The 16,054-nt window shown below is 54.2% G+C and carries 19 protein-coding genes; 14 read left to right on the forward strand and 5 right to left on the reverse strand.

Annotation, left to right across the window (positions count from 1 at the left end; translation table 11 throughout):
* Positions 1-12 precede the first annotated feature (12 nt).
* Complete coding sequence (locus ACI2J2_RS11070) at positions 13-834, forward strand: MetQ/NlpA family ABC transporter substrate-binding protein (protein WP_404760098.1); 822 nt, start codon at positions 13-15, stop codon at positions 832-834.
* Between the two features lie 59 nt (positions 835-893).
* Here ACI2J2_RS11070 and ACI2J2_RS11075 read toward each other — a convergent pair whose 3' ends face one another.
* Positions 894-1,538, reverse strand: a complete 645-nt coding sequence (locus tag ACI2J2_RS11075; RefSeq protein WP_209632267.1) for a TetR/AcrR family transcriptional regulator — start codon at positions 1,536-1,538, stop codon at positions 894-896.
* A 175-nt stretch (positions 1,539-1,713) separates the two neighbouring features.
* On the opposite strand from ACI2J2_RS11075, the gene ACI2J2_RS11080 reads away from it, so the two are divergent.
* The 3 genes from ACI2J2_RS11080 (at position 1,714) to dapF (ending at position 3,409) form a co-directional block, all read left to right on the forward strand.
* Entirely contained in the window at positions 1,714-1,971 is a 258-nt protein-coding gene (locus ACI2J2_RS11080; RefSeq protein WP_209632266.1) for a YdgH/BhsA/McbA-like domain containing protein, read from the forward strand.
* A 203-nt stretch (positions 1,972-2,174) separates the two neighbouring features.
* Positions 2,175-2,432: a DUF1471 domain-containing protein gene (locus tag ACI2J2_RS11085; RefSeq protein WP_037425152.1), complete on the forward strand. Its 258-nt coding sequence runs from the start codon at positions 2,175-2,177 to the stop codon at positions 2,430-2,432.
* Positions 2,433-2,551: 119 nt separating this feature from the next.
* Positions 2,552-3,409, forward strand: a complete 858-nt coding sequence (gene dapF / locus ACI2J2_RS11090; RefSeq protein WP_404760099.1) for a diaminopimelate epimerase — start codon at positions 2,552-2,554, stop codon at positions 3,407-3,409.
* Positions 3,410-3,433: 24 nt separating this feature from the next.
* Here the strand turns inward: dapF and ACI2J2_RS11095 are convergent, their stop codons facing one another.
* Complete coding sequence (locus tag ACI2J2_RS11095) at positions 3,434-4,357, reverse strand: GNAT family N-acetyltransferase (RefSeq protein ID WP_404760100.1); 924 nt, start codon at positions 4,355-4,357, stop codon at positions 3,434-3,436.
* Between the two features lie 465 nt (positions 4,358-4,822).
* Between ACI2J2_RS11095 and ACI2J2_RS11100 the strand changes: the two genes are divergently transcribed.
* The 5 genes from ACI2J2_RS11100 (at position 4,823) to ACI2J2_RS11120 (ending at position 9,118) form a co-directional block, all read left to right on the forward strand.
* Positions 4,823-5,494, forward strand: coding sequence for a CsgG/HfaB family protein (locus tag ACI2J2_RS11100; protein WP_061806966.1), 672 nt, complete (start codon positions 4,823-4,825; stop codon positions 5,492-5,494).
* Between the two features lie 18 nt (positions 5,495-5,512).
* Positions 5,513-5,869 carry a DUF4810 domain-containing protein gene (locus ACI2J2_RS11105; RefSeq protein ID WP_404760101.1) on the forward strand — a complete coding sequence of 119 codons (357 nt, stop codon included), beginning with the start codon at positions 5,513-5,515 and terminating at the stop codon, positions 5,867-5,869.
* Positions 5,866-6,525 carry a DUF799 domain-containing protein gene (locus tag ACI2J2_RS11110; protein ID WP_404760102.1) on the forward strand — a complete coding sequence of 220 codons (660 nt, stop codon included), beginning with the start codon at positions 5,866-5,868 and terminating at the stop codon, positions 6,523-6,525. The genes ACI2J2_RS11105 and ACI2J2_RS11110 overlap by 4 nt, the downstream gene beginning before the upstream one ends.
* A gap of 130 nt (positions 6,526-6,655) precedes the next feature.
* Positions 6,656-8,146 (forward strand): alpha-amylase, encoded by a 1,491-nt coding sequence (amyA, locus tag ACI2J2_RS11115; protein WP_404760103.1) that lies wholly within the window; start codon positions 6,656-6,658, stop codon positions 8,144-8,146.
* Between the two features lie 123 nt (positions 8,147-8,269).
* On the forward strand, positions 8,270-9,118 hold the full coding sequence (locus ACI2J2_RS11120; protein WP_037425137.1) for a PA4780 family RIO1-like protein kinase: 849 nt from the start codon (positions 8,270-8,272) through the stop codon (positions 9,116-9,118).
* Between the two features lie 33 nt (positions 9,119-9,151).
* On the opposite strand, the gene ACI2J2_RS11125 is transcribed toward ACI2J2_RS11120, so the two are convergent.
* The gene (locus tag ACI2J2_RS11125) at positions 9,152-9,370 is read right to left on the reverse strand and encodes a hypothetical protein (protein WP_265556279.1); all 219 of its coding nucleotides are present in this window, start codon (positions 9,368-9,370) and stop codon (positions 9,152-9,154) included.
* Between the two features lie 66 nt (positions 9,371-9,436).
* On the opposite strand from ACI2J2_RS11125, the gene ACI2J2_RS11130 reads away from it, so the two are divergent.
* Positions 9,437-10,249 (forward strand): AraC family transcriptional regulator, encoded by an 813-nt coding sequence (locus ACI2J2_RS11130; protein ID WP_404760104.1) that lies wholly within the window; start codon positions 9,437-9,439, stop codon positions 10,247-10,249.
* Here the strand turns inward: ACI2J2_RS11130 and ACI2J2_RS11135 are convergent.
* Entirely contained in the window at positions 10,246-10,839 is a 594-nt protein-coding gene (locus tag ACI2J2_RS11135; RefSeq protein WP_209632257.1) for a LysE family translocator, read from the reverse strand. The genes ACI2J2_RS11130 and ACI2J2_RS11135 overlap by 4 nt on opposite strands.
* Before the next feature lie 87 nt (positions 10,840-10,926).
* Positions 10,927-11,220: a (4S)-4-hydroxy-5-phosphonooxypentane-2,3-dione isomerase gene (lsrG, locus tag ACI2J2_RS11140; protein ID WP_209632256.1), complete on the reverse strand. Its 294-nt coding sequence runs from the start codon at positions 11,218-11,220 to the stop codon at positions 10,927-10,929.
* Between the two features lie 187 nt (positions 11,221-11,407).
* On the opposite strand from lsrG, the gene lsrK reads away from it, so the two are divergent.
* From lsrK to yajD, 4 genes are all read left to right on the forward strand, one after another.
* Positions 11,408-12,973: an autoinducer-2 kinase gene (lsrK, locus tag ACI2J2_RS11145; protein WP_209632255.1), complete on the forward strand. Its 1,566-nt coding sequence runs from the start codon at positions 11,408-11,410 to the stop codon at positions 12,971-12,973.
* A gap of 235 nt (positions 12,974-13,208) precedes the next feature.
* Positions 13,209-14,393 (forward strand): MFS transporter, encoded by a 1,185-nt coding sequence (locus ACI2J2_RS11150; RefSeq protein WP_404760105.1) that lies wholly within the window; start codon positions 13,209-13,211, stop codon positions 14,391-14,393.
* A 60-nt stretch (positions 14,394-14,453) separates the two neighbouring features.
* Positions 14,454-15,347, forward strand: coding sequence for a LysR family transcriptional regulator (locus ACI2J2_RS11155; RefSeq protein ID WP_209632253.1), 894 nt, complete (start codon positions 14,454-14,456; stop codon positions 15,345-15,347).
* A 98-nt stretch (positions 15,348-15,445) separates the two neighbouring features.
* A complete protein-coding gene (yajD, locus tag ACI2J2_RS11160; protein ID WP_037425115.1) occupies positions 15,446-15,787 on the forward strand; it encodes an HNH nuclease YajD in 342 nt (113 codons plus the stop codon).
* Positions 15,788-16,054 lie beyond the last annotated feature (267 nt).

Below are 16,054 nucleotides of genomic sequence, written 5' to 3' on the forward strand. Positions count from 1 at the left end.
CAGGGAATAATGATGATGAAAAAGCAAATGATGATGCTGGCTTTCGCCTCTCTGACCGCACTGGCGTCTTTTGGTGCAGCGGCGGAAACCAAGCTGGTGGTCGGCGCATCCAATGTGCCCCACGCGGAAATCCTCGAGCAAGCGAAGCCGATTTTGGCGAAGGAAGGCATTGATCTGGTGATCAAACCTTTCCAGGATTACATCCTGCCAAACACCGCGCTGGCCAGCCACGACATTGACGCTAACTATTTCCAGCATGTGCCTTATCTGAATTCGGTGCTGAAGGACCATGCCGGTGATAAAAGCTACGACTTTGTCAGCGCCGGTGCCATCCATATCGAACCAATCGGCATCTACTCCAAGAAGTATAAAAGCCTGAAGGATCTGCCAGACAACGGCAAAATCATCATGCGTGACGCCGTGGCAGAAGAGGGGAGAATTCTGTCAATCTTTGAGAAGGAAGGCGTGATTAAGCTGAAGCCGGGCGTGAGCAAGGTGGATGCGCGTATCTCCGACGTGGTGGAAAACCCAAAACATCTGAAGTTCCTGGCAAACGTGGAAGGGGCGTTACTGCCGCAGATGTACAACAACGATGAAGGGGATGCGGTAGTGATTAACGCCAACTACGCCATCGATGCCGGGCTGAATCCGACCAAAGATCCAATCGCGGTCGAAAGCGGTGAAAACAATCCTTATGCCAACATCATCACCGTACATAAAGCCGACGTTAACAAACCAGAGATTGTGGCACTGGTAAACGTGTTGCATTCCAAAGCGATTCAGGACTTCATCCGCCAAAAATACCAAGGCGCCGTGATCCCCGTTAACCAGTAATACACACAAAGGCCGCAGTAATGCGGCCTTTCGCCTTGTTGAATGACACCCGCCCTGCCCTAGACTTTATTGCCCACCTGACTCAGGCGCGGCCACACCAGCATCAATGCATCCAGCAAACGGAATAAATCCTCACGGCTTGCCCCTTCACGCGCCTGAACGGACATCCCTTCGACAGTACAAACGATATATTTGGCCAACAACGCGGTATCGGTTTTCGCCAACAACTCCCCCTGCTGCACCTTGCGGTCAAAGCACGCGCGCAGGCTGGCTTCATTCGAATGATGTTTTTTACGCAGCATCTCGGCGACGTCATCAGACGACGACGACAGTGCCGCAGACGCACACACCATAAAGCAGCCGGAAGGCGTATCCGGGTCGGTAAATACTTCAGCCGAAGAACGCACATAGGCTTCAACGATTTCAGCGACCGGCAGATCCCGCTCCAACAGCTGATTGGTGCAAGTGGTGTATTTTTGCAGATAACGTTCCACTGCCGCGCGGAACAGCCCTTCTTTGTTGCCGAACTCCGCATAGAGCGTCGGCGCTTTAGCCCCGGTCACTTCAACCAGATCGGACAGCGACGTCGATTCATAACCATGCCGCCAGAACAGATCGAGTGCGCTATCGAGCGCACGGTCACGATCAAACTGTTTCGGTCTGCCACGCGTTTTTTTGGCACAGACGTCTTCATTGATACTCATAGACCCTCTCTTATCCTGCCCCGCAGCAGGGCTTACGAATTAAATTAACGATCATTATAAAAAAATATTGCGCTCCCGTCGAGAAGCGATTAACATTTAATTATCGATCGTTAAGTAATCATAACGACACAGAGTAATCAACCCAGTTTACGCACCTAGAATAGGAAATAACATCATGAAAAACTTAAAAATGACTCTTGCAGCTCTTGCTCTGGCCTCGGTTTCTTTCGGTAGCTTCGCCGCTGATCTGGTCCATAACCAGCCGGCAGATCAGCAAGAATCCGGTGTGATTACCGTCAGCGGCGCTTCCGATCTCAGCTCACTGGAAGCCAGTTTGGCGGCCAAAGCGGATGCAGCTGGCGCAAAATCATTCCGCATCATTGGCGCCGGGGGTAATAACCAACTTCACGGAACCGCAGTAATCTATCAATAACAGCAGGTTAGACGTAATTCACTGCCAAGACGATCGTAACCGACCTCTTGGCGGAAGAAGCCTAAAAACAAATTAATTAACGAACATTAAAAAATAGTTGCAAATCGCCGAACAGGCGTCTAACATTAAATTATCGATCGCTAATTAATTTAACGACCCAACGAAAAAACATCGTACAGAATATTGAGATAGGAAATAAGACCATGAAAAACCTGAAAATCACCATCGCTGCTATCGCACTTGCTTCTGCCTCTTTCGGCAGCTTCGCCGCCGACCTGGTTAATGCTCAACCGACAGATCTGCAAAAAGTCGGGGTGGTTACCGTCAGTGGTGCTTCCGACCTGACCAGCCTGGAAAACAAGCTGGCAGCCAAAGCAGATGAAGCCGGCGCTAAATCATTCCAGATCATCTCAACAACCGGCGACAACAAACTGCACGGTACTGCGATCATCTACAATTAATTGCTGATTCGGCAATTGTGCAAAGAGGCGGCCTTGGCCGCCTTTTGTTTTTTCCCCCTGCTTTCAAGATCTGTTGTAGTCTGTAAACACGCCCCCACAACAACCTCCCAACAACGTCCATGACACCATTGCTATTCCACAAATATCAGGGCCTGGGTAATGACTATTTGGTATGTCATCATTCAGTTGCCGCACGGCTGACTGACCAACAGATACGTATGCTGTGCCATCGCCATTACGGTATAGGCTCGGACGGTTTGCTCATAGACAGCGGAGACCGCATAAATCCTACGCTGCGCATTATTAATCCGGACGGTTCCGAAGCGGAAAAAAGTGGCAATGGCCTGCGTATTTACGCCCGTTATCTTTTCGATATTGGTCGCGTTAGCCACCTGCCGTTTTTGGTACACACTGCAGGCGGCGACGTACGCTGTCAGGTCAGTGAGGATAAACACCAGGTTCGAGTGGAAATGGGCCGAGCCAATTTTGCACCGGCAGCCTTGCCGGCACTGATCGACTTGCCTGAAGTTCTCAACTACCCGCTGCAATTAGCTGACGAAAGCGTCAAGGTTTCTTTGGTGTCGATGGGCAACCCGCACTGCGTGGTTCCCGTCGCCCGGCTTGATCTGGCTCAGGTTAACCGACTGGGGCCACAGATCGAACATCATCCGCTGTTTCCCAAGCGAACCAACGTGCAATTGGTGGAAGTGATAGATCGCAATACGCTGCGCATCGGCATTTGGGAACGTGGCGCCGGGTTTACCATGGCCTCTGGCAGCAGCAGTTGTGCCGCCGCCAGCGTGATGCGCAAACTGAATCAGGTTGGCGATAAAGTTAGCGTACATATGCCCGGCGGCCAGCTACAGATTGGGATCAGCGACGACTTTGACGTCACCATGCTCGGGCCGGTGCATAAAATCGCCAGCGTGACGCTGGACGAAGACTGCTTTGTCGGCGGCGAAAATGCACTGCGCTGAAACACGTTGCGGATAATGCGAACATCAGTCGCTTTGCAGGTTCTTGAGCATATAGATATTGCAGCCGTGATGACCCGTGTTACCGCGTTTCTCCGTCAACAAAGTGAAACCCAGCGCATGATATAATCCCAGTGCTTCCTTCAGTTGTTCCGTGGTTTCCAGATAGCAATAACGGAACCCTGCTGCTCGCGCGGCTTTCAGCGCCTGTACCACCATATAGCGCGCCATACCCAACCCACGCACGCTGGGTTTGAAAAACAGCTTTTGCAACTCACAGTAACCCGCATCTCCCCCCACCAAAGGTGCGATACCAACCCCACCAACCACTTTCCCCTCTTGTTCCAGCACCCAATACTTGCCGCCGTTATCCCGGTAAACGCCCGTCAAACGATCCAGATCGGGATCGTGCAGGCTTACACCGTCCATTTTGTCCATGCCGTATTCACAGAATACAGCGCAAATAATACCCGCCATCGCTGCGTCATCTGCCTCGGTTATCGGGCGAACCCGTAAAGCGGCATCACGCTGTTTGCGAGCACTGCGTAATGCCGCAGCCATCTTTTTCATCGTCGCGGTCGTGTCTGCCAGCTCATCGTCGTCCAGCTGTGCCAAGGCGTCCTGCATAAAACCGTCGGCATTGGCATCAATCGACGCCAGCGTTTTGCGCCCCAGTTTGGTGAGTTGGTTCAGGTTATGCCGTTTATCATGGGGATAATCCACGGCCTCAATCATGCCGGCAGCAACCAGACTGCGCACTGCGCGGCTGGCACTGGCCTTATCAATACACAGCCGGGTTGCCAGGCAGGTAACGCCCAACGGCAACGTGCTGATCTCAATAAGAATGTGGATCTGCAACGGCGAAAAACGCGTCCCATTACTTTGTTTATTCAACATGCCCAGTTCTCTGACCAGACTGCGTGACAATGCCCTGAAATCTCTGATGTCCATAGTCAATCTCCCTGTCTCGGCGGGCAGTGAAACCCACCACTTAGTTGATAGTGTTATCTAATTTTCACTACCATAACGGATATTTGTTCGGGGATAAATATCGATCAGGCACGACGGCAAGGGCCAGAGGATAGCGTCAGCAGAATTACCTTCTTCATTTAGCTAAATTGAAAAAATAAAAAGCCAATTAATTTAGGTTAAATAAAGAATTAATCAGTTAAAAAACAGCCAATAAAGTAAAACGGATAAGATAAGAATAATGACCTTACTCAATTCATTGTATTTAAATGAGTTATTAAAATTACGATGACAACCAATATGTCGATATTAAGTTGTATTTTGTTACACATCCATGGCAGGATCACGGCGTTTAAATAGTCGCAGTGATTCCCCCGCGTGTTTAAACCCTGGGCGTAAGGCGGTTTGTCTTGCGCTGTTTTATCATCATGGAGAGATTGCACCTCAATGAATAAATCACTCGTTATCTGTTCAGTCGCCCTTTCTGTCAGCCTGCTGGCCGGGTGTGCCACAGAATCCTCGCGTTCTCTGGACGTCCCTAAAGTGGCGTCTTACAACACCAGCTACCAAGGTCAACGCAGCCCTATCTCCGTCGGCAAATTCGATAACCGTTCCAGCTATATGAACGGCATTTTCTCTGATGGCGTCGATCGTTTAGGTAACCAGTCCAAAACTATCCTGATCACTCATCTGCAGCAGACCGGTCGTTTCAACGTCCTGGATCGCGCCAATATGGATGAACTGAAAACCGAAGCGGGCATTCAGGGCAAAACCCAGACGCTGAAAGGCGCCAATTATGTGATCACCGGTGATGTTACCGAGTTCGGCCGCAAAGAAGTGGGCGATCACCAGCTGTGGGGCATTCTGGGACGCGGTAAAACACAGGTGGCCTATGCCAAGGTCAACCTGAACGTGGTCAACGTACAGACCTCAGAAGTGGTTTACTCCACTCAGGGTGCCGGTGAGTACCAGCTCTCCAACCGTGAAATCATCGGCTTCGGTGGCACCGCCAGCTACGATTCCACCCTCAACGGCAAAGTTCTGGATCTGGCAGTCCGTGAAGCGGTCAATAACCTGGTTGCCGGTATCGAAAGTGGCGCATGGCGCCCTGCTAACTAACGGAATAGAAGCAGAAAAATGATAACTAAAAGAATGGGTGGGGTGCTGGTTGCAGCAACCCTGCTGGCCGGCTGTGCCGCGCCAAAAACGCTCTATAACTGGGATGGCTACCAAACCTCGATTTATCAATATTACCAGCAGGATGGCCTCAGCCCTGAGCAACAGATTTTGACACTAAAGGAAATCGTGGAAAAATCCCGCGCCAAGGATAAAGCCGTGCCGCCAGGCCTGCATGCGCAACTGGGCCTGCTGTACAGCAAAACCGGTAATACCGGGCAAGCCATGGCCGAATTCAATACGGAAAAAACGCTGTTCCCGGAATCGGCGCCGTTTATGAATTTCCTGATGGCCAAGGATAAGGGGAGCTTTAAATGAACCGTGCATTAGGTTTCTTCAGCATCGCTGTCACTTTGCTGCTGAGCGGTTGCGCCAAACAGGCTCCATATGATTATGCGGCGTTCCACGAGAGTAAGCCAAAATCAATCCTGGTACTGCCGCCGGTCAATCAGTCGCCGGATGTCAAAGCCAGCCACAGCGTGCTTGCCAGTACTACGCTGCCGCTTGCAGAAGCAGGTTACTATGTCTTACCCGTCGCCGTGGTCGAGGAGACGTTCCAGCAAAATGGCCTGACTAACGCCAACGATATACGCGCCGTTAGCATTCAAAAGTTGCATAAGATCTTCGGTGCCGACGCGGTGCTGTATCTGGACGTCGTTCAATATGGCACCAGCTATATCGTGATTAACAGTGAAACGCGCGTTACCGTAAACGCCAGGTTGGTCGATCTGCGTAACGGCAAACAGCTCTGGGCTGGCAGCGCAACTGCCTCCAGCAGCGAAAATAACAACAATGCCGGCGGCGGTCTGCTGGGTATGGTGATCAGCGCGGCCATCGCGCAAATTGCCGACACCATCAGCGACAAAGGCTTCGATATTGGCGCCATTGCCAATACGCGCCTACTGTCGGCAAACGGTAATAATGGTGCCATTTTGTATGGCCCGCGCTCGCCGCATTACGCCAGTCAGCGTTAACCCTCAGGGCGGCGCATCCAGCCGCCCGAATCGAGTTTCCCTTTTGCCAAAAGTAGCCCATGCTGTAACAGGATAGGATGGGTTGCGGCTCATCTTGCACCTCCTTTTGGCCAATTAGGGCGGCTTGCTCATGACGAAAAAAACCACGTTGCTGCAGTTTTTCCATTGGTATTATCCCGACGGCGGAACGTTATGGCAGGAAGCCGCCGAACGCGCCGCACATATTGCCGAATTGGGCATTACCGATCTGTGGCTCCCTCCCGCGTACAAGGGCGCTTCCGGCGGCTATTCGGTCGGTTACGACAGCTACGACCTGTTCGATTTAGGCGAGTTCGATCAAAAAGGCAGCCGCGCGACCAAATACGGTGACAAGGAGGCGCTGGCCCAAGCCGCCACGACGTTACGCGACAACGGCGTGCGGGTAATTTATGACGTGGTATTCAACCATAAACTCGGCGCCGACGAGAAAGAACAGGTGCACGTGTATAAGGCGGACGCCAATAACCGCAATGATATTAACGATCAGGGCTTCGATGCACTGGCCTACACCCGCTTCACCTTCCCCGGCCGACAAGGCACCTACTCTCAGTTCATTTGGAATTACACCTGCTTTGGTGGCGTTGATTACGTCGAACAGCCTGATGAGAAAGGCGTATTTAAAATTGCCAATGACTACGGCGACGACGGCTGGAACGATCAGGTCGGCGACGAGAAAGGCAATTACGATTATCTGATGGGCGCCGACGTTGAATTCCGCAATCCGGCTGTGGTGGAAGAACTGAAATACTGGGCACGCTGGCTGATGGAAACCTTGCCGTGCGATGGCTTCCGTTTGGATGCCGCCAAACACATTCCGGCCTGGTTCTTTAAAGAGTGGGCTGACCACATACGTGACAGCGCACAACGTGATCTGTTTATCGTTGCCGAATACTGGTCGCACGATTTGACCGCCCTTCAGCAGTATATTGACCTGGTCGATGGCAAAGTGATGTTGTTCGACGTAGCCTTGCACCTAAAGTTTCACCAGGCATCGAAACAGGGGGACGGGTTCGACATGGCACAAATTTTCACCGACACCCTGACTGCCGCCGATCCCGCACATTCGGTCACGCTGGTCGCCAACCACGACACTCAACCGCTACAGTCGCTGGAAGCGCCAGTCGAACCCTGGTTCAAGCCACTGGCTTACGCCTTGATCCTGTTGCGCGAACAGGGCGTGCCTTGCGTGTTCTATCCCGACCTGTACGGTGCCAGCTATAAAGACAAAGGCAGCGACGGCCAGGAATACCAAATTGATATGCCGATCATCCCTGAACTCGAAAAGTTGATTCAGGCGCGACAACGCTTTGCCAACGGCGTGCAAACCGATTATTTTGATGATAAAAACTGCGTGGCTTTCAGCCGAAGCGGTACCGCCGACGCTCCTGGTTGCGTCGTGGTGCTGACCAATGGGGCTGAAAGCGGCAAAACGGTTGCGCTGGGTGCTGAACTGGCACACAAAAACTGGCGCGATCTGCTTGATAATCGGCAGGATGAGGTCACCACCGATGAAAACGGGAAGGCGACTTTTCCGGTTAACGGCGGCAGCGTCAGCGTTTGGGTTTTGGCAGAAACCCTGTAGAGAATGCGCCGTTGCGGCAATGTGTCGCAGCGGCGACAAACTAAATTTTGCCTTTCGGGTCTAAATGAGGGTAACACCTTAGCAAACCATTCACACCGGAGCCTAAATAGGGTACAAGGCTGCATGAAAATTCCAAAACGACTCCAGCCATTGGTAGATGATGGTTTAATCGACGACGTCATCCGCCGTTTGAAAAGTGGCAAAGAAGCCGACGTGTTTATCGTGCGCTGCGGCGAAGAGATCCGCTGCGCCAAAGTTTACAAAGAAGCAGACAAGCGTAACTTCAAGCAGGCCGTGAACTACCAGGAAGGCCGTAAAGTACGTAACAGCCGCGATGCACGCGCCATGAGCAAAGGCTCTAAGTTCGGTCGCCAGCAGCAAGAAGAAGCCTGGCAGAATACGGAGGTCGATGCGCTGTATTTGCTCGCCAAAGCGGGCGTGCGCGTGCCGCAACCAGACATCTGTCTGGATGGCGTGTTGTTGATGGAACTCATTACCGATGAAGAAGGCCTGGTGGCCCCGCGTTTGAGCGATGTGACCCTGACGCCGGAACAGGCAAGGGCCGATCACGCACTGATGATGAACTACGCCGTGCGCATGCTGTGCGCCGGGCTGGTACATGGCGACCTGTCGGAATTCAACGTGCTGATGGACAAAAACGGGCCAGTGATTATCGATCTGCCGCAGGTCGTGGACGCCGCCGCCAATAACCACGCCAAAAGTATGTTCGAACGCGATATCAATAACATGTCGCATTATTACGGCCAGTACGCGCCCGAACTGCTTGGCAGCAAGTACGCTAAAGAGATTTGGGCGCTGTATCAAGAAGGCAATCTAACGCCGGCGAGCGTGCTGACAGGCAAGTTTATCGAAAGCAATAAACGCGCGGATGTCGGCTCAGTTCTGGAAGAAATCCAGGCGGCAAGCGAAGAACACCAGCGCCAGCTGATGGCCCGCAACGAAGAAGATTAAACGCTGCCCCGGTCATGTCCCCGTGACCGAGGGCTATTCAATTCTGAAGACGTCAGGATGGCGCTCCGTCGCTGCCTCATGGTAAATGTCCCCCAGATAACCGGCAATGTCATCCTCGGCCAATTCATCTGGCAACACGATGTCGTGGCTACGCGCATATTTTCGCTCCGGCAAGGTCACGCGAAAGAGCTGCCATTCTGCTCCCACCCGTTTGACGCCCAGCAGGCGACCGAACACGTTAAAAATCATCATCGCACTCCCTCCAGCGCATATTTTACGCTATAACAAGCTAGCCCCTCGCGCCAGAAAGGAAAGCCAATGACCGAAAATGTACCGCAGTTCTGGCGTGACCCGCTGCTCCCGTTCGTGGAAGCCCGTGCCATTGAAGATGGCCGCAAGGTCTGCTACGCCTTACACAGCCATGAGATCTTTTCCATCGGTGCCATCACCGATGGCACCAGCATTTATATTAACGGTAGCCAACAGTTGCAGGTCAGTACCGGGGATGTGGTGATAATTAACCCGCAGCAAGCCCATGCCTGCAATCCAATCGGTGACCAGCGATGGTCGTACATCATGTTTTATATCGACGCCGTTTGGCTGGGTAAATTGCAGCAGGAAATCAGCGGGGGCGAAGGGGAGTTTATCCCGTTCAACCCGGTGCTCAGCCGTGATCCTGCCCTGTTCAATGGCCTGAATCGGCTTTATGCGCTCTTGATTGACCCACAGCGCGGCCATCTGGAAAAACACATTGCCCTGATAGAGTATTTCTCTGAACTGCAAATCCATCAGGGCAACGCTCGCACGCCAACAACCGAGCACCCCAGGCTGGAAACCGCGGCGGCGTTTATCAGCACGCATTGCACTCAGCCGCTGACGTTAGAAGCCATTTGTCAGGCCGCCTCACTGTCACCGTCTTACCTGATTCGCGCTTTTAAACAGCGTTACGGTATGACACCACACGCCTATCTGGTTAATCGACGTATTCAATTCGGCCACCGGCTACTCAAACGTGGATACCCCATTGCCGCAGCCGCCAGCGAAAGCGGCTTCGCCGATCAGGCGCACTTTCAGCGCACCTTCAAACTGCTGTTGGCCGCAACCCCCGGACAGTATCAAAACCCACGCTAAACACCGTCGGCCAACAGATAGCAGGCGCTGGCCGCCAACAACAACGCCATCAAACGATTAAAACGCCGCACATTACGGGCCTGTTGCAGCAGGCCCGTGAGCATGGCACCCACATAGGCCCAGCAAGCCACCGACGCATAACAAATCACAAAGTAAATCACCGCGAACTGCCACAACAGCAACCGATCGCCGTCGGCGACAAAGGCCCCCAAGCTTGCCACCGAAGCCAGCCAAGCCTTGGGATTTAGCCACTGCAACAGTGCGCCATACCAAAAAGACGGCGCTTGCGCCTGGCTGCCGTTACCCAGCCGCCCGTCATCAAACGCCAATTGATAGGCCATAAACAGCAAAAATGCGATGCCAGCCCACTGGAGCACCTGCGTCAGCACCGGCCACAACAGCAACAACTTGTGCAGCCCGAGCCCTATCAGGATTAACAACAGAGTAAACCCCAGTGTGGCGCCAGAGACATGGCGCAGGGTGGCGCGAAAACCGAAGTGTGCCCCGGCGCTCAGCGCAACAATATTGACCGGACCGGGGGTAATCGAGGCGGCCAGCGCAAAAGCGGCCATCGAAAGATAGATATTCATTACGGGCACCTGAGAAAGAGTTCACAGATGCCAGCCTGACGATTCGGGCGCGCGCTGTATTGAACAAAATTACCCTAGCGTTACGCCCTAACCCGGCATTAAGCCGATGAAAGTCGTTTTCTTACGCGGGCCTGTCATCAGCGCTTCAAGCTTTTCCACGCATTGCAGATAGTGTGGCGTTTTTTTGTGCGCGGCGACGGCCTGCTCGTCTCGGTAAGCCTCATAGATATAAAAACGCGTTGGGATAGTTTCATCCTGCAGCACGTCAAAACGCAGATTACCCGGCTCCTCGATCGCCCCCAAGTGATTGGCGCGAAAGACCTCAATAAACTCGTCGATTTTGTCCTGTTTAACGTTAATTTCTACCAGAGTGACGTGCATGACTGCTCCTTGATTCACTTTGAAGGTCAATGTGCTTTCCAACCATAGATTTATTCCCGCCGATTTACCCCCCGCAGCGGCAATTTTGCTGCGCAGTTCACAAATCCCGCGCCCCCCTTCACTTCCCCCACAAGCGTGAGGGAAGCGACATCTATAGTTAAGATTCAAACCCCAGAGAGTGTGAGCTATGGATAACTATTTGATGGCGCTGGACGCCGGCACCGGTAGCATTCGCGCGGTAATTTTTGACTTGGCAGGCAACCAGATAGCCCAGGGCCAGGCCGAGTGGCGGCATTTGGCGGTACCTGACGTACCCGGCTCAATGGAGTTTGATCTCACCCACAACTGGCAATTAACCTGTCAGTGCATCCGCCAGGCGCTGCAAAACGCCGGCCTGACTGGCCAGGCGATCCGTTCCGTAGCCTGCTGTTCCATGCGCGAAGGCATTGTGCTCTACGATCGTAACGGCGCACCTATCTGGGCCTGCGCCAACGTTGATGCACGTGCCAGCCAGGAAGTCAGCGAACTGAAAGAACTGCACAACCATAATTTCGAACGTGAGGTTTACCAGTATTCAGGCCAAACGCTGGCGTTGAGCGCCATACCACGCCTGCTGTGGCTCGCGCATCACCGGCCGGATATTTACCGACAAGCGGCGACGCTGACCATGATCAGCGACTGGCTGGCGAATATGCTAAGCGGCGAACTGGCGGTGGATCCCTCTAATGCCGGTACCACCGGCATGCTGGATTTAGTCAGCCGCGACTGGCGTCCTGCATTGCTCGACATGGCAGGGCTGCGTGCCGACATGCTTTCCCCGGTGAAAGAGACGGGCAGCGTGCTGGGGTATATCACTGAACTGGCGGCAGAACAAAGCGGGTTGCTGCGCGGTACCCCGGTCGTGATGGGCGGTGGGGATGTGCAACTGGGTAGCCTGGGGCTGGGGATCGTGCACGCCGGGCAGACCGCGGTGCTGGGCGGTACCTTCTGGCAACAGATCGTCAATCTGCCGGAACCGGCAACCGATCCAGAGATGAACATCCGCATCAATCCACACGTGATCCCCGGTATGGCACAGGCAGAATCGATCAGCTTCTTCACCGGGTTGACCATGCGCTGGTTCCGCGACGCCTTCTGTGCCGAAGAAAAGCTGATGGCGGAAAGGCTCGGCGTAGACGCCTACAGCTTATTGGAAGAGATGGCGGCGCGAGTACCACCCGGAGCCTACGGCGTGATGCCGATATTTTCCGATGCCATGCATTTTAAAACCTGGTACCACGCCGCACCGTCGTTTATCAACCTGTCGCTCGACCCCGAGCGTTGTAATAAGCAGACGCTGTTCCGGGCGCTGGAAGAAAACGCCGCCATTGTGTCGGCGTGTAATCTGGAGCAGATCGCCCGTTTCTCCGGCGTGCAGGCGGGCTCACTGGTATTCGCCGGCGGTGGTTCAAAGGGCAAATTATGGAGCCAGATCCTCAGCGACGTCACTGGCCTGACGGTACGCGTCCCCGTGGTGAAAGAAGCGACGGCGCTAGGCTGCGCAATTGCTGCCGGCGTGGGCGCCGGGCTGTATGAATCACTGGCACAAACCGGCGAAAAACTGGTGCGCTGGGAGCGCGAATATCAGCCGAATATGGCCAATCATGCGCTGTATCAGCGGCAAAAAGAGACCTGGCAACAGGTCTACGCCGATCAGCTCACTCTGGTTGATCACGGGCTGACCACCTCGATGTGGAAAGCGCCGGGGTTATAATCTTCACTCGGGCGCGGCCAGCTGCGCCCTTTGCATAATCTTATGCCGATTACATCGTTGGCCTGACGCCCCAGCGCCAGCCGCCGCCCCACTCGCTTCCCGTGATTATTCCCCCACAGAAACAGTGTAACCACCGAAAGCGGATTTATCCGCCGCAGATGCCTGCGTAAATTGTGATCTCTGTCACTCCGCGCTGGCCGCGCGGTTTACACTTACACTTGGGACGAACGGTACTATGCTGAATAATAATGATAAACCTGCACCATCACCCTGGCTGGCGATTTTTTCGCTCACCGTCGCCTGTTTCGTGATGGTCACCACCGAATTTCTGCCGATCGGCCTGCTGACCAACATTGCCCCTTCCCTGGATGTCAGCACCGGCAAGGCCGGCCTCATGGTGACCGTACCCGGTATCGTCGCAGCCATCGCTGCGCCCGCATTGAGCCTGGCGGCCGGTCGACTTGATCGTCGCCTGCTGATGTTGGCGCTGAGCGTGCTGCTCACGGTCTCCAATCTGGTCTCTGCCCTGGCGGTTAACTTCCCGATGATGCTGCTGGGCCGTGTGCTGCTGGGCATTTGCGTCGGTGGCTTCTGGGCTTTCGCCGCCAACTACGGCCGCCATCTGGTCCCTGAAGCCAGCCAGGGCCGCGCCACTGCCCTGATCCTGAGCGGCATTTCAGTGGGCGCCGTGTGCGGTGTTCCCGCCGGCGCATTGATCGGTGACCTGTTCGGCTGGCGCGCAGCCTTCTTTGGCAGTGCCGTACTGGCGGTCGGGGTATTGTTGGCGCAAATACGCCTGTTGACGTCGGTCCCCCCTACCCGCCCTGTGACCCCACGCGATCTGCTGCTCCCGCTGCGTCTGCCGATGGCACGTACCGGGCTTATCGCCATCGTTCTGTTGTTTATCGGCCACTTTGCCGCCTATACCTACCTGAAACCGCTGCTGCAGCAGGTGTTTGTTCTCAGCCCATCGGCGATTTCACTGCAGCTGCTGGCCTACGGTGCCATTGGTTTGCTCGGTACTTTCCTTGGCGAGCGGCTGGCTGAACGCAGCCTACGAGCCACCTTTATCCTGATTGCCGCGATGCTGGCCGCAATCCTGATCGTCTCACCGTTCCTCAGCGGTATCGCGGGTGCCACATTGATGGTGATGGTATGGGGGCTGGCGTTTGGCGCGGTGCCGGTCTGCGCAACCAACTGGATGTTCGCCGCCGTCCCCCAAGCCCCGGAGGCGGGCCAGGCATTATTGGTCTGCGTGATTCAGATTGCTTTAGCCTCTGGCGCACTGCTGGGTGGAGAAGTGGTCGACTGGCAAGGCGTCAGCAGCGCGATGCTGTTCGGTGGCGCGCTCACCCTGTCCGCCGCGCTGGTTTTCGGTCTGACCTTGCGCTCCGGCATGATTGGCGCTAAACAGTCATAATCATTGTTCATCCGCAGAAATACACCCCGGCATTGGTCGGGGTTTTGCACTGAGAGCGTTATGGATCATCATTTACTCGCTATCCGGGTATTTAACCGCGTAGTCGAAACCGGCGGTTTCACTCGCGCCGCGGATTCGCTGCGGATGCCCAAGGCCACCGTCACCAAGCTGGTTCAAAACCTGGAAGATCATCTGCAAACCAAGCTGTTCCAACGCACCACCCGCAGCGTGTCGGTGACGCCCGAAGGCGAATGCTATTACCAACGCACGGTTAAGTGGTTGGCTGAACTGGAACAAATGGAAGGCAGCATGACCGAGTCGCAAAGCGCGCCGCAGGGGGTGCTGCGCATTGACGCCGGTGGCTCGACCGCACGCCAACTGCTGCTGCCCGCGCTGCCGGACTTTATCGCACGTTACCCGGAAATCCAGATCGATCTGGGCGTAGGCGACCGGCTCATCGATCTGATTAACGACAGCGCCGACTGCGTGATCCGCAGCGGTCCGCTGGCAGATTCCAGCCTGATTGCCCGCCGGTTGTTCGCGCTTGAATGGGTGACCTGCGCAACCCCGGCCTACCTGGCACGCTACGGTACGCCACAGCACCCTTGCGACCTGGAGCAGGGCTATCCGCTGGCACACTACCGCCATGCGCTGAACGATCGCATCCAGCCGCTGCACTTTGTCGATCGGGGCAAGGAGATTGATATTCAACATCGCTATCACGTCAGCGTTAACGAGGGCAATGCCCTGCTGGCAGCGTCGCTGGCCGGCCTGGGTATCATCCAGACCTTCCGCTTTATGGCGCAGCAGCATCTCGACAGCGGCGAGCTGGTCAGCCTGCTGCAGGATTGGCAGCCACCAAACGAACAGATGTATGTGGTCTATCCCTCCAACCGCCATCTCAGCGCCAAGATGCGCGTGTTTATCGATTGGGCCGTCGAGACGTTTAAATAGCCGATAACCGTCGCTGACAATGAAGTACCGCACGCTGTAACCCGGCGCTTTGTGATATTATTAGACGCATTATTGTTATCACCCGACAGGCACCGACCATGGCATATATCCCAAAAAACTACGCGAGGCTGGAGACCGGCTACCGCGAAAAAGCGTTGAAAATCTTCCCTTGGGTTTGCGGGCGTTGCTCGCGCGAGTTTGTTTACTCAAATCTGCGCGAACTAACGGTCCACCATATCGATCACGACCATAGCAACAACCCGGAAGATGGCAGCAACTGGGAAATGCTGTGCCTGTACTGCCACGATCATGAACATTCAAAATATACCGAAGCCGACCAATATGGCTCAACGGTGATCGCCGGTGAAGACGCGCAAAAAGACATCGGCCTCGCGACCCACAACCCGTTTGCCAATCTGAAGTCGATGCTGAAAAAGTAGCGCCCAAGGCTCTTCATTACTGGTAGCTTAATAACTTATTAAGCTACCAAATTAAAATAATCCCCCTACCTCCCACATCTTCCCAGAACATTCCTACTTACCCACTGACTCAATTACCAGCAAAATAGGCTGTAAAGTTAACCGCATACGGCTTGGCAAGCCGCCGCAGTTGGTGCATATTGTTCAGGCGTTATTGTTGTTAACCTGTTTAATTATCAACCTAACAAGCATATTAACTTAATAAGTTATCAGCTTAATAAATTAAGA

The organism is Serratia sp. NPDC087055 (assembly GCF_044900985.1).
In the GTDB taxonomy this organism is placed as follows: Bacteria; Pseudomonadota; Gammaproteobacteria; order Enterobacterales; family Enterobacteriaceae; genus Serratia.

Excerpts from the sequence above, each read along its gene's own strand:
- ACI2J2_RS11150 (WP_404760105.1), top strand. The coding sequence starts at position 13,209 with ATGCTGAATAATAATGATAAACCTGCACCATCACCCTGGCTGGCGATT.
- ACI2J2_RS11095 (WP_404760100.1), bottom strand. The coding sequence starts at position 4,357 with ATGGACATCAGAGATTTCAGGGCATTGTCACGCAGTCTGGTCAGAGAA.
- ACI2J2_RS11110 (WP_404760102.1), top strand. The coding sequence starts at position 5,866 with ATGAACCGTGCATTAGGTTTCTTCAGCATCGCTGTCACTTTGCTGCTG.
- ACI2J2_RS11100 (WP_061806966.1), top strand. The coding sequence starts at position 4,823 with ATGAATAAATCACTCGTTATCTGTTCAGTCGCCCTTTCTGTCAGCCTG.
- lsrG (WP_209632256.1), bottom strand. The coding sequence starts at position 11,220 with ATGCACGTCACTCTGGTAGAAATTAACGTTAAACAGGACAAAATCGAC.
- dapF (WP_404760099.1), top strand. The coding sequence starts at position 2,552 with ATGACACCATTGCTATTCCACAAATATCAGGGCCTGGGTAATGACTAT.
- ACI2J2_RS11125 (WP_265556279.1), bottom strand. The coding sequence starts at position 9,370 with ATGATGATTTTTAACGTGTTCGGTCGCCTGCTGGGCGTCAAACGGGTG.
- ACI2J2_RS11070 (WP_404760098.1), top strand. The coding sequence starts at position 13 with ATGATGAAAAAGCAAATGATGATGCTGGCTTTCGCCTCTCTGACCGCA.
- ACI2J2_RS11085 (WP_037425152.1), top strand. The coding sequence starts at position 2,175 with ATGAAAAACCTGAAAATCACCATCGCTGCTATCGCACTTGCTTCTGCC.
- ACI2J2_RS11130 (WP_404760104.1), top strand. The coding sequence starts at position 9,437 with ATGACCGAAAATGTACCGCAGTTCTGGCGTGACCCGCTGCTCCCGTTC.
- ACI2J2_RS11075 (WP_209632267.1), bottom strand. The coding sequence starts at position 1,538 with ATGAGTATCAATGAAGACGTCTGTGCCAAAAAAACGCGTGGCAGACCG.
- lsrK (WP_209632255.1), top strand. The coding sequence starts at position 11,408 with ATGGATAACTATTTGATGGCGCTGGACGCCGGCACCGGTAGCATTCGC.
- amyA (WP_404760103.1), top strand. The coding sequence starts at position 6,656 with ATGACGAAAAAAACCACGTTGCTGCAGTTTTTCCATTGGTATTATCCC.
- ACI2J2_RS11135 (WP_209632257.1), bottom strand. The coding sequence starts at position 10,839 with ATGAATATCTATCTTTCGATGGCCGCTTTTGCGCTGGCCGCCTCGATT.
- yajD (WP_037425115.1), top strand. The coding sequence starts at position 15,446 with ATGGCATATATCCCAAAAAACTACGCGAGGCTGGAGACCGGCTACCGC.
- ACI2J2_RS11120 (WP_037425137.1), top strand. The coding sequence starts at position 8,270 with ATGAAAATTCCAAAACGACTCCAGCCATTGGTAGATGATGGTTTAATC.
- ACI2J2_RS11080 (WP_209632266.1), top strand. The coding sequence starts at position 1,714 with ATGAAAAACTTAAAAATGACTCTTGCAGCTCTTGCTCTGGCCTCGGTT.
- ACI2J2_RS11155 (WP_209632253.1), top strand. The coding sequence starts at position 14,454 with ATGGATCATCATTTACTCGCTATCCGGGTATTTAACCGCGTAGTCGAA.
- ACI2J2_RS11105 (WP_404760101.1), top strand. The coding sequence starts at position 5,513 with ATGATAACTAAAAGAATGGGTGGGGTGCTGGTTGCAGCAACCCTGCTG.